The 12,733-nt window shown below is 33.6% G+C and carries 9 protein-coding genes; 4 read left to right on the plus strand and 5 right to left on the minus strand.

Annotated elements, in window-relative coordinates:
• Position 1: 1 nt before the first annotated feature.
• The 5 genes from D7029_RS15680 to D7029_RS15700 form a co-directional block, all read right to left on the minus strand.
• The gene (locus D7029_RS15680) at positions 2-499 is read right to left on the minus strand and encodes a fimbrial protein (RefSeq protein WP_194951180.1); all 498 of its coding nucleotides are present in this window, start codon (positions 497-499) and stop codon (positions 2-4) included.
• A gap of 26 nt (positions 500-525) precedes the next feature.
• Positions 526-1,281 carry a molecular chaperone gene (locus tag D7029_RS15685; RefSeq protein ID WP_194951181.1) on the minus strand — a complete coding sequence of 252 codons (756 nt, stop codon included), beginning with the start codon at positions 1,279-1,281 and terminating at the stop codon, positions 526-528.
• 32 nt (positions 1,282-1,313) lie between these two features.
• The gene (locus D7029_RS15690) at positions 1,314-3,812 is read right to left on the minus strand and encodes a fimbria/pilus outer membrane usher protein (RefSeq protein WP_194951182.1); all 2,499 of its coding nucleotides are present in this window, start codon (positions 3,810-3,812) and stop codon (positions 1,314-1,316) included.
• A gap of 87 nt (positions 3,813-3,899) precedes the next feature.
• The gene (locus tag D7029_RS15695; RefSeq protein WP_165122412.1) at positions 3,900-4,445 is read right to left on the minus strand and encodes a fimbrial protein; all 546 of its coding nucleotides are present in this window, start codon (positions 4,443-4,445) and stop codon (positions 3,900-3,902) included.
• 934 nt (positions 4,446-5,379) lie between these two features.
• On the minus strand, positions 5,380-6,909 hold the full coding sequence (locus D7029_RS15700) for a methyl-accepting chemotaxis protein (RefSeq protein ID WP_194951183.1): 1,530 nt from the start codon (positions 6,907-6,909) through the stop codon (positions 5,380-5,382).
• Positions 6,910-8,040: 1,131 nt separating this feature from the next.
• On the opposite strand from D7029_RS15700, the gene D7029_RS15705 reads away from it, so the two are divergent.
• From D7029_RS15705 to D7029_RS15720, 4 genes are all read left to right on the plus strand, one after another.
• Positions 8,041-8,340, plus strand: a complete 300-nt coding sequence (locus D7029_RS15705) for a helix-turn-helix domain-containing protein (protein ID WP_194951184.1) — start codon at positions 8,041-8,043, stop codon at positions 8,338-8,340.
• A gap of 318 nt (positions 8,341-8,658) precedes the next feature.
• The gene (locus D7029_RS15710; protein ID WP_194951185.1) at positions 8,659-9,225 is read left to right on the plus strand and encodes a fimbrial protein; all 567 of its coding nucleotides are present in this window, start codon (positions 8,659-8,661) and stop codon (positions 9,223-9,225) included.
• Positions 9,226-9,291: 66 nt separating this feature from the next.
• Positions 9,292-10,008 carry a molecular chaperone gene (locus tag D7029_RS15715; RefSeq protein WP_194951186.1) on the plus strand — a complete coding sequence of 239 codons (717 nt, stop codon included), beginning with the start codon at positions 9,292-9,294 and terminating at the stop codon, positions 10,006-10,008.
• A 38-nt stretch (positions 10,009-10,046) separates the two neighbouring features.
• Positions 10,047-12,707, plus strand: a complete 2,661-nt coding sequence (locus D7029_RS15720; protein WP_194951187.1) for a fimbria/pilus outer membrane usher protein — start codon at positions 10,047-10,049, stop codon at positions 12,705-12,707.
• Positions 12,708-12,733 lie beyond the last annotated feature (26 nt).

Here is a 12,733-nt window from a genome sequence, read left to right on the forward strand (position 1 = left end):
CCTAGAGATAATCGACATTTAGAAATGCGGTTGCTGTAAAATCACCAGAAACGAGCTTTTCATTTGGATTTTTAATCAGAAGCGCCTCAATTTTAATTGTATTTGTATATGTAAAATTGTATTCCGATTTAAGCTTAACTTCTTTATCTAGATAAAAAAACTTAACACCGATATCACTGCGTCCGGCAGTAACTGCATTATTATCAAAAGAAGAAGGAGAACCAGTGATAAAAAACTTCATATTATTGGTCGGTCTTTCATTACAAGACAAAGGAATAATTAACTCAACTTTATTTTTTTTACCATCAAAATCAGTGGGATACAACTCACCAAAATCACCTTTAATCGTATTTTTATTATTAATAATACAAGCTACTGGAGGTAATATTTCTCCATAGACATTTACCTGTAAGTTTTTTTGAGCAACACTTTCTCTTACGATAAAAAATGACGTAATAAAAAATAAAAAAATAAAGAAAACACCCCTTATTCTTGTCATATCAGCAACCTAATCATTTATCTTTATTAGCTTTGGTTTAATTTACTTACCGTACATTGAGTACTTTTACAGTCAAATTCAATATCTATTTGAGCGCCGTAATCATTAATGTAGGTTAGTATTGGTTTTTTATTAAACTGGTTCACACCGATATTAATTTTTTCTTTTCCATTGGGTTCAATCATAAAAGATTTAAATTCTTCAATAGTATTATCTGAAAAATCCTTTTTAGCACTTACAAAGGTAATATTGTAAGGGGTTGGATTATTCATCACATAGTTATTACCTTGTTTTTCTAAGGTTAATTTATTCTGTGGTGCAAGTTCCAACTTATCAGAGGCAATAATTAATGAAGCGGGTCTATAAAAAATTTTTACTCGTGTTTGTAATGCAATCTGTAAAACATTATCTGAATCACTTCTAGGAGGGATCTCTCTTAAATTAAAATAGAATACACTCTCTTTATCTTGAGGAAGAGAAGTAACAACATCAAGAGGTTGAACCTTTATTTGGCTTTGTTCGTTTTTTTCTAATCGTTGTATAGGTGGAAGTGCAAGAATAGGCTCTTCTATTTTCTTACCAGCAAGATCTTCTATCCATGCTTGCGCTAAATAAGGCTGATCAGGACTATTATTTGTGATATTTAAACTGACTGAACCCTTCCCTTCATTTAAAATAATTCGTGTTCTATCTAAAGAAACCGCAGCGTTAACTGTTTCAATAAAAAATAAAGAAAATAACGGAAAAGCTAACATTGATATTTTTTTTACTGATAGACGCATATCTTAAACCTTAATTTTTAATTTCTTAAAACTCAATCACATGTCAATAAAATTGATGTGTAATTTCCTTTAGCTGATAAATCTGGCAACTCTATTTTACATACGTTATTTTCAGATAACTGGATGAATAGTATTTCATGAGACTTAACACCACCTAAATATGCTGAGCCATTATCACTCACCATCCCCATATCCTGATTTGATTCATTTAATATCGTTGAACCAAATGGTGCAAAAGAGCCATCTTTTAGCATAATTTTTGCAATGATTTTAGCACCTTCAGAGACATTAAACTTGCGATAACCTATTGCCCCTTCGGTTAGCGTAAATTGCTGTATTGAACCTTTTGCTTCAATATTACTAGGTAAATCGTCAATATTTACGGATACACGACTACGCATATAATCACTGCCTAATGGTAGAATTGCTTTACCAAAATAGTTAGTAGTTGTATTTGGGCCATTTCCACTAATAGGGACGTTTTTCACCCCATCTGTATCCAATAATATACGCGAGCTTCCTGGAATATTGATACGGTGAAGAGCACCACCTTTAGGTGTTAATGTCGCTCCCCCGTCAATAGATAATGTAGCAACACTACTAACAGAATCAGTATATGAAGCACTACCAGAAACGACTGCAGAGTCTGCATAATGGCGATAATAACCGCTTACATTTGCTCGACCTCTCGCTGTCGTACCACCTGAAATATTATAGTTATTTCTATCATCAACTGTTTTGTTATAGCTGACTGTGTTAGCGATATCTCCACTATTAATATAGCTATTCATACTGATTGTTGTTTTTGTATCTAATGGAATACTTAAGTTAATAAAAAAACCATTATCACTTCTTCCGTAAGTATTATTTCTGTATGCATTAATATTTATAGAGTTATTTTTGAAGCTTGCTACATTAAAGTATTTTGATAATGAAAAACTAAAGTAATCGCTTTTTTCACTATTCCAATAAGTACGATGGCTATAAGAAAGATAAGCATTAAGGCCAAAATCAGGGAAGCTTTGGCTGAATGTCAATAAATAGAGATCTTTATCTTTATTCACCTCTCTATTGTAATACTTACCATCAATATATTGATTTAACGTCAAAAAGTCTTGTTCTGCAAAACGGTATCCCGCTAATGTGACTTGGTTATTAAATTCTTCAAATCTTTTTGAGTAATTAATCCGATAAGCATTTCCTTGTTTATCATCATTTTGATTATTAACATTTTTTGCAAATGATGTCGTCATATCCACAGAAACAGCACCGAACGTTAATAAATCACGTCCTATTCCTGCAGAGAAAGAGTTATATTCATCACTGACAATGGCACCACCAAATAAAGACCAGCCATTATTTATTCCCCATGAAAATTCGCCCATACCAAACATGGGGCCTTTTCTATTCCTATCAACATCTGAAGGTTTTCCTATCAGTGTCTTATAACGAATTTGTCCTGGTCGCGTTAAATAAGGAACACTTGATGTATTCACTTGGAATTCTTGGATTTTTCCATTATCTTCCTCAACGCGAACATCAAGTACACCCGAAATACTTTCATTTATATCTTGAATCGCAAAAGGTCCCTGACTTACCGTTGTTTCATAAATAACTCGGCCTTGTTGGCTAATAATTACTTTTGCATTAGATGATGCTACACCACTAATTTGTGGCGCATAGCCTCTTAAATTAGGCGGTAACATATTATCTTCTGACGATAACGTTATCCCCATATATCGAATATTTTCAAACAGATCAGATGAACTGTAATTTTCACCTAACGCAAGCTTTGCGTTTAATGGCTTAATAGAGCGGTAAGCATAAATTTGAGCCCACTTCCAATCGAAGCTTTTATCTTCTGCATCATTATTATCATAAACACTTTGCCAATCAGCACGTAAACGCCACGCATCAATATTCAGCCCCATTGTCCCTTGACCATTAAGGCTAAACTGATGGCTACTTTCGGATTTTCTTTTTATATCTTGGGCGGTTAGGTGATAATCAAATAATGCTCCTGAAATTCCCTCATCCCATCGAGAAGGAGGATCCCATCCTTGAGCTGTATAACTTAGATAAGCTTGAGGTACAGTAATAAACAGTTTACTTTTCTTTAATTGTGGCTTTACTGTCATACTTGGCAATGAATCTATATTTAAACATTGTTCATTACCCCACCATGTTAGCCCCTTTAAATAAGGCTCTTGTAATGAGAATTTTTCGACAACTTCGCGAGGAATACAAGCTAGAGTTTCATTATCGTTATTTGATGATTTTATAAATTTAATCTTATAATTATGCTCGATTAAATCTTCATTAATAAATATAGAAACTTCATAAATACCTGGGTAAATATAGTCTTCTTTAGAGAATCGAGATAAGTCAATATTATTTCTATCCTCTAAATTTAAAATGTCAGTATTAAACTCAACAGGTTCATCTGCATATAATAAGGAACTATGAGCGAGCGATATACTTGATATCACACAGAATATACATTGCCATACTTTTAAATTTAAATGTGACATAGTTTCCCTATCTATTGCGTGTAAAGCTCTCACTTGTAACCAAATAAATAGTCCCTAAGCCAAAACTGGCTCAGGGAACTAATAGTCTTATTTATAGGTTAATGCAAAAGTAGCAATAGATGAGAAAGTACCTGGAGTCACATCAACGCCTTGCTTTCCTTGTAAATAAGCAGAGAAACGTAATTCATTAGGGCCTTCAGATAATACTTGTGCAGGTGATGTTGCTTCACCTAATTTAACGATGTTGCCACCGTATTGAGAAATAATAACGCCCGCACCTTTTGCTGTACCATCAATAGCAATAGCGTTATCAATACCTGTCGCACCTAAACCAGAGAAAGTTGCTTCTACTGTTTTATAAGTTTTGGTTGAACAGTTTTCTAATTTGATGGTAAATGCTTCAGAAGTACTACGACCACCTTCTTTTAATAATGAAGATGATACTTGTCCTAATTGAACAGTTTGTTTGTCATTATTTGGTGCGATTGAACAAGGTGCATCAATAATTTCACCTTCAAAAGTAATTTGTCCATGACCGCCAGTAATTGGCTCAACAGGATCTTCTGCAAATGCAGATCCAGCAACCATTAAACAACTAAAACCCAATACAGCCGCTAATTTAGTTAATTTCATTTTCCACCATCTCTATTTGATTGTAAAAAGGCAAATTAAAATAATTAATCTGCATCAACCTTAACCATAAAAATGAAACTTTTAGTTTTCTAAAAAATAAATATCAATTTTATTAGATACAATTATCCCGTCAAACTATTTAAAGTTCTAAAAGATAGATTTCATTATTTATGTTTCGCGAACCTTATCATAAAGAAAAAAACAATGACATTTTATAAAAAATAAAATAAAAAATAGAAAAACACGCATAAAAAAACCATATAAATCATAAAATTAAAAAAAATAATTTTATTTAGTTTTATTATCTAATTAAATAAAGACAAAAATAGAGTATCATTTAAAGAAACTACGTTTTTATACTTAATCAAAAAACTTAAAAAAAATAAAAAATAATCCAGATAAAACAATGAATTATAATCTAAAAATATATTTTTTACTTTAATCTTCAATAAAATACAAAATGATAAATTTGAGATTATTCTTATCAAGATAAATAATCAGATATTTTTAAAATTAACTTATCTTTCAATCAATAAACGTTTAACAGGTAATTATTTTTCAAAAAAACGAATAAAAAACTTACAAAAAAATAATTAAAATAGAAAAAATTGATTTTTAAAATAAAAAGAGTATTCGAATCATTTATTTTTTAAAAATATCTTATTTATTTTCTTTAAATGAAAAATACATTTTTAATGAGTATCTAATTAAGAGCATCCTATTAAATCGTACGACTTAAATAAATTAAAACATTATTAATAAATAGCATCAAAAAAAGACTACACAAATACAAACACTACCATTTTATCTACATCCTCTATTAATAAGATAAAAAAGATGTGTTTTAAATAATAATTAAATAAAAGGCTCACTTAAGTTTCACACTCAAAGTGAGCCTGCTTTAAATACGATATTAACTGGCTAATTCAACTTATTAATATTGTTCTTTAATTTGAAAGACTGAAACTTTATCTGTTAAGTTTTGTGCTTTCTCATCTAAAATCATTGTTGAAGTTGCACCTTGTTCAACTAAGGCTGCATTTTGCTGAACAACAGAATCCATTTGGTTAATAGCGACTGCTATCTGTTCAATACCCACTTTTTGCTCTTCTGATGCGATACTAATGCCCTGCATAATATCGCTAACTTTAGTGATAGAAGAAACGATATCCTGCATATGCTCGCCCGTTCTATTCACTAATTCTCGACCATGAGCCACGTCAGCAACGGATTCTCTGATGATTTGATTAATTTCACGCGCAGCATCCGCACTTCTTGCCGCTAAATTTCTCACTTCTGTTGCAACAACAGTAAATCCGCGACCTTGTTCACCAGCACGCGCAGCTTCAACCGCTGCGTTTAATGCCAGAATATTAGTTTGGCTTGCAATGTTATTAACCACATCATTGATTTCAGCAACCTTTAATGTTCCTACCTCGATTTTTTTCATCGAGTTAATTGCATCATTCATGATATTAGAACCATCAATCGCCAAATCACGAGTCTCTGCGGTAATGGAGTTAGCTAAAATCGCATTATCCGTGTTATTCACTACCGCAATTTTAATCTCTTCCATACTCGCAGCTGTCTGTTGCAACGCACTTGCTTGCTCTTCGGTACGAGAAGAGAGATCTTGGTTACCAGAAGCAATTTCCGCTGAGCCTTTTTTGATCTCTAGCGCTTCTTCTTTAACAAGTTGAATAGTCGATGTTAACGAAGTTTGCATCTCTCCCACATTAGAGAACAGGGTTCCAAACTCATCATTTCGTTTTTTAGGTAGAGTGAAACTTAAATCACCCTCTCCTACTTTTTGCAAAATGGCTGACAATGTATTCAAGTTAAAGATAAACGTTTTATTTACCCAACGAATGACAATATAAAGAAGAACAAGAATGATCCCCAGGGCAATAATGGTTGTGTAAAGTGACAACTGCACCATCCAAGCTTGCTGTGCTTTAATATCATCATTCACACCTTTCGTGATCATAAGATATTCATCGAAAAGTTCAGATAGACGAGTAAAGTCGTTAGAGAGATTTGATTCTGTGTAATCTAGCGTATCAATAGGTGCAATAAGTTCATCTAAAAGATAATAGAATAACACTGAGAGCTGCTCTGAATTACGTTGGGCATCAGGGCTTATCTTCTTCACACCTACCCAATGAGTAATAGTCGCTTTAGATTTTGTTGCCAGCTCTTTCGCTTCAGCAACAAGTGATTTAATGGTTTCTTGCTTGTTCTCATCCGTCATCGTTTTCAACAACATTAGGTAGTTGACGTGAGAACGAATGGTCGCTAATTCATATCTTGCCTCTTGAACACTATTCAATCTAGTATTCAAGGAATCCAATGACGCAAAGTTTTCTTGCATTCTATAAATAAAAAATGACGACAATACTGATGATAATAAGAAAATAGTTAACAGTATGATGGAACCTACTTTCGCTGATCTTTCAATACTCATGAAATAATCTTCCCCGATAATAAAATGATACAAATGCATTCATTTATCGGCACAAAATAGATTTTATTTACTTATTAATCAGAATTATCGATACAAACGATTAACACAGTTCTCAATCAATGATGGTAATTAGTTTTTTATTCTTAGATTCAAGTATTAACCTAGATCATATACCGTTATGAAATAATATTTCAGTGTTATTAATTGGTTAGCAATTAGGGACTAATTTTAATGAAAACTAAAAATCGATAAAAAATTTTAATTTCACAAGAAATGTCTATTATCGCTTAGAGATTAATAACTCTTAAGTATTTTTACGATCTAGCTCATGTATTTGAGATAAACCATTTTTGGATACACCTAAAATAGAGTATATACACTTAGGATATTGTTAATGAAAAATTATCGTCCTTTTAAGTGAGAAATAGAGAGAAGAACACATTAGTTATTTTGAACTTCATATAGCGGGATAAATAAGACATTCGAGAAAACAAACCAAACATCATTGCAATTAATATTTTTAAAAAAAGCCACCTACTTAGCATCAAACAACAAATCCTTCTTTATATGAATATTCTCCACAATAATTACCGCGTTAGATCAATTTTTATTTTTCATTCTTTTAAATAAAAAAGTTGTGATCACAATTTTTTTATAAAGATATATAACTCATTTTCATCATATACCCCAATTTTTGATTTTATTCAGAGAATTCTTACGTTCTACAATTTTCACAAATACCCATAATCCGCGTAAAATATATTTACTTACAATATCTAACCTTTTCATACAATTCGTCTTATAAAGATGAAAAGTGAAACATAAAATAACATATAACTTATATGACGAGATTTTACACCCAAATAAAACTCATATAACGAGTATCGAATTTAGTTTATAATTTCATTAAATTACTTAACGTATTGATATGTCTATCACTTACTAAAGCTTAAGTATAGCCTTACAATAATTACTCTCTTGATAGGTGTAGACTATTACAAAATGTAATCGCATAGGGTAAACCATTTTTACGCAATAATTTATGTGTAATATAGTTATTCAAACTTAAATGACTAATTTTAATATGTGATAACTTCTATATATTAGACCTCATGTTATTGGAATTAATTTATGAACGATCTAGACATCAAAGTAGGCCTTTTTTTTAAGAAGGCTAGAAAAGAGAAGAAATTATCAGGTCGTGAGCTGGCAAAAATAATTTCTGTTAGCCAACAACAAATATCTCGTTATGAGAACGGGAAAAATAGTATGTCGCTTAGCTTAATAAATAAGTTACTCATTATTTTTGATAAATCATGGGATGATTTGAATCGTGAAGTAATAAGTACCTACAACGAAAAGGTGCCAAATACGCAATCAAAAAAAAGAGATTATGAATTTAGTGGTACTACTATTAGCCAGCTAAATTAAAAACATTTGTTTAACAAAATTACGTAACATCACTATAAGCAATTAACCATGAAAATAAAATATTTAATTATGTTTTATTTTCATGAGCTATTAGCTTTATGAAGTTAGGGGTGTTAACAACCGACGAAACTATTATTTTGTATTAATAGATAATTATTAGGAAAATAGAAAACGCTTAATAAGCGTTTTTATTTGCCACGGATAGCTTTTATTTATTTTTACACTAATAGCGAGTCAAATAATAAATTACTAAATACCATTTAATATTTAGCGATTTATTAAAACGTAGTTATCTAATATAAAACGAAGGAATTTAGAATGAAAAAATCTATCATTGGTGCATCTTTAGCAATGGCATTTGGTCTAATGGCTGGTAATGCTTTTGCTGCTGATAATACTGGTACGATTACTTTTAATGGTGAATTAACGGATACAACTTGTAAAGTTGATATCGAAGGCCAAGGCCCTGATGCAACTATTACTCTGCCTACAGTCAGTACTGCAACTTTAACGGCTGCTGGCCAAGTAACTGGTCGTACTGGTTTCAATATGAACCTGTCTGATTGTAAAGTCGGTCAAGCAGGCCATAAAACAGTATCTGCATTCTTTGAAACTGGTGCAACAGTTGACCAAGCCGCTGGTCGTCTGAAAAACATGGATATCGCTGCAACTGGTGCAAAACTGGTTCAATTACAACTGTTAGATGGTAGCAATGCATTTGCACCAATCAAAATTGGTAATACTTCTCAAGTAAATGCAACTGCTTACGTTCAAATTACTGATGAAAAAGCCACTCTACCATACGCTGTTGAATACTACGCTATCGGTAAAACCGAGGCTGGTAAAGTAACAAGTAGCGTTGTTTATACTCTGCAGTATAAATAATCGAAATAAACAGGGAGGAGTAATTCTCCTTCCTGTTTGCTTTTTATTAATGGAATAAAGATAAATATGAAAACCACCAAATTAATTAAAAGCTTTTTTTTGAGTTTATTAATTATTATTCCAACATGGGTGAATGCTGCCGTTGTAATTAGTGGCACTCGTGTTATTTATAATGAAAATGAAAAAGAAGTAACGCTTAAAGTTTCTAATGAAGGAACTGTACCTGTATTAATTCAAAATTGGCTTGATACCGGAGATGTTGATGCAGCTCCAGAAACTATTCAAGTTCCATTTGTTTTAACACCACCTGTTTTCCGTATTGAACCGACTAAATCACAGACATTAAGAATTGGTTATACCGGTGGTGTTGCTTTACCAAAAGATAAAGAAACTATTTATTGGCTTAACGTATTAGAAATACCACCTAATGCAACGGGTGAAGAAAATAAACTACAAATCGCTTATCGCTCTAGAATAAAGCTATTTTATCGTCCAGTTACGCTAAAAGATAAAATGGGTCCTATTGAAGCAGCTGAAGGCTTAAAGTTTTCAGTTTCAGGTAACACGTTAAAAGTCATCAATAATGCCCCTTATTATGTTTCTTTAGTTTCTATTTCTCTTAATGGAAATGATAAACAACCTATTGATGGTGAATTAGTTCCACCATTAGGTAGCCATGATTTTGCTATACCCAATGGCATATCAACAAATATAGGAAATAAAGTCGTTTATCGATATGTAAACGATTGGGGCGCAATGAAAATAGTTGAATCAAAACTTTAATTCTCCAGTGATTTCATAAAATATACGGGAATATTTAAATGAGCAGTTATATTTTAAAAACTATTATAATATCTGCTGGTGTGACTTTTTTTCTAGTCGCGCCTTATACCTATGCAGAAAATATAACAGTAACAGAAAAGAATAAATGGCTGCCGAATGGTAATCGTGCATTATCGGGTGTAAATACATTACCCGCGCATGTTGCGACACAAAGTTTACCAGCAAGTGCTAATGGCAATAATTTGCCTACCACAAATGGTAATAATAATACCGCAACCACATTTAACCCTATTTTTATGAATACGTCACAAAGTGATATTGATATCAGCCGTTTTGACAAGGAAAACTCAATATTACCTGGTACGTGGGATGTTGATGTTTACGTTAATAATCATTTTATTGCTAAACAAAAAATCACTTTTAGAGAAATGGCTAACCAAAAAGTGGAACCCTGTCTCACTAAAGACACGATGAGCCTTATCAATATCAAAGATGATAAACAGTCTCCATTGCTGAAAAGTGCAATGGAGCTTCATGAATGTATTGAATTAGTTAATCTCGTTCCTTCAACAGCCGTTACCTATGATCCTTCAATACAACGCCTTAATGTTGAAGTCCCACAAGCACTTGTTGGCTATAAACCGAGAGGTTATGTTAGCCCTTCACTATGGGATAGAGGGATCAACGCCCTGTTAGTGAACTATAATGCTAACTATTTTACATCTAGAAATAACGGTACAAACTATGATTCCGCATTTGCTGGTATTGATAGCCATGTAAATTTGGGAACATGGAGTTTTCATCATACTGGTAACTACTCATGGGACGAAAACAATGGCCATGATTACACATCAACCTATAACTATTTAGAGCGTATTATCACCACAATTAGAGGGGTAGTACAAATTGGGGATGTGTTAACAACAGGTCAGTTATTTGACTCTCAACCACTAAGAGGTATCCAGCTTTTTAGTGACGAGAAAATGTTACCGGATTCTCAACGTGGGTTTGCACCAACCATTCGTGGTATTGCGAAAACCAATGCGCGAGTCATTATTCGCCAAGATGGACGTGTTATTCACGAAACAGTGGTTTCACCAGGCCCATTCGAAATTAATGACCTCTACCCTTCTGGTTATGGTGGTAACTTGGATGTCACCATTCAAGAAGCCGATGGTTCACAACAAAACTTCAAAGTTTATTATGCTTCACTGGTACAATTATTACGCCCTGGGCAACATAACTACACTGTTGCAGCAGGTCATTTAAATTCCAAGTCTGTAGATTATGATCCTACTTTATATCAAGCCACCTACCGCCGTGGTTTAACCAATATTATTACAGGTTATGCAGGTGTTCAGGGTACAGGTGCAGATTACTACGCTGTTCAAGTTGGTTTGGCATTAAGTACACCTTTAGGTGCTTTTTCTGCCGACGTCACACAAGCTCGAGTGCATTTAAACACTACAGCTTCTGCTGTTAATAGCGGACAGAGTTATCAGGTGAGTTACAGTAAATATATTCAAGATACCAACAGTAACTTGACTATTGCAGCATATAAATTTAACTCCGAAAACTTCTACGACTATACCTCTGCGGTACAGGCAATAAATGAAGAAAAACATGGCAGAAGTATTAGTAACATCTGGCGTCCAAAGAGTCGTTTTAACGTTACCATCGATCAGGGGTTAGCTGAGGGATGGGGTAACTTTTATGTCACTGGTTATACCCAAAACTACTGGAATAATGATACTACCGACTTACAGTACCAATTGGGTTATAACAACAACTGGCGCAGGTTGTCTTATGGTCTAAACGTAGGTCAAGTCCGTAATGCCGAAGGTAAAAAAGAAACCACTTTTGAGATGAACTTTACCTTGCCGTTATATGATCTCAGTATTGACCATATGCCAACTTTAACCGCAGCAGTGACTCGTGATGGTCGAGGTTATGTGGGTGAACGTCTTGGTATTTCTGGCTCTGCGGGTGCGGATAACCGTTACTCTTATGGTGTAACCGCGATGAATACAAACCACGGCGTTGGTTCAAGTATGACAATGAGTGGTAACGCGAGAACGAACTTTAGTAGCTTAAGTGCAACCTACGGTATTGGTGAGCACTATCAAAATGCGTCAGTCGGGGCAAGTGGTTCGTTAGTGGGTTGGTCAGGTGGCTTAGCCGCATCCGCTTATCAAAGTAATACCTTTACTATTGTTGATGCTGATGGTGCACAAGGTGCTGCGGTAAGTGGCTATCCGGGTATCGAAGTGAACAGCTTTGGCTACGCTTTAGTGCCTTACTTAACTCCGTATCAATTAAACGATATCACCATTAACCCTAAAAATATGTCAACTAACGTTGAGTTACAAAACACTCAAGCCTTTGTCGCGCCATTTGAAGGTGCAATTACTAAAGTTGTCTTTGAAACTGACAAGGGTATGCCATTGTTGATTACTATCCAAAGAAATAATGGACCTATTCCATTTGGTAGTGTCGCTTACGATGAACAGAACAGTGAAGTGGGTAGCATTGGTCAGGGAGGACTTCTCTACGCCCGCGTTAAAAATCCATCAGGTCGTTTAACGATTAAGTGGGGACCAGGTGAAATACAGCAATGTACCATTAACTATAATGCACCAGCACAAGATAAAAATAATCAAAGTAGTTTTGTTCAACTTACTAGTGTATGTGGAGAATAAAGTATGAAGCCGATTATTAAAAATTC

The organism is Proteus vulgaris (genome assembly GCF_016647575.1).
Taxonomy (GTDB): Bacteria; Pseudomonadota; Gammaproteobacteria; order Enterobacterales; family Enterobacteriaceae; genus Proteus; species Proteus mirabilis_B.

Coding starts and splice junctions, on each gene's coding strand:
- D7029_RS15680 (WP_194951180.1), bottom strand. CDS start 499: ATGACAAGAATAAGGGGTGTTTTCTTTATTTTTTTATTTTTTATTACG.
- D7029_RS15685 (WP_194951181.1), bottom strand. CDS start 1,281: ATGCGTCTATCAGTAAAAAAAATATCAATGTTAGCTTTTCCGTTATTT.
- D7029_RS15690 (WP_194951182.1), bottom strand. CDS start 3,812: ATGTCACATTTAAATTTAAAAGTATGGCAATGTATATTCTGTGTGATA.
- D7029_RS15695 (WP_165122412.1), bottom strand. CDS start 4,445: ATGAAATTAACTAAATTAGCGGCTGTATTGGGTTTTAGTTGTTTAATG.
- D7029_RS15700 (WP_194951183.1), bottom strand. CDS start 6,909: ATGAGTATTGAAAGATCAGCGAAAGTAGGTTCCATCATACTGTTAACT.
- D7029_RS15705 (WP_194951184.1), top strand. CDS start 8,041: ATGAACGATCTAGACATCAAAGTAGGCCTTTTTTTTAAGAAGGCTAGA.
- D7029_RS15710 (WP_194951185.1), top strand. CDS start 8,659: ATGAAAAAATCTATCATTGGTGCATCTTTAGCAATGGCATTTGGTCTA.
- D7029_RS15715 (WP_194951186.1), top strand. CDS start 9,292: ATGAAAACCACCAAATTAATTAAAAGCTTTTTTTTGAGTTTATTAATT.
- D7029_RS15720 (WP_194951187.1), top strand. CDS start 10,047: ATGAGCAGTTATATTTTAAAAACTATTATAATATCTGCTGGTGTGACT.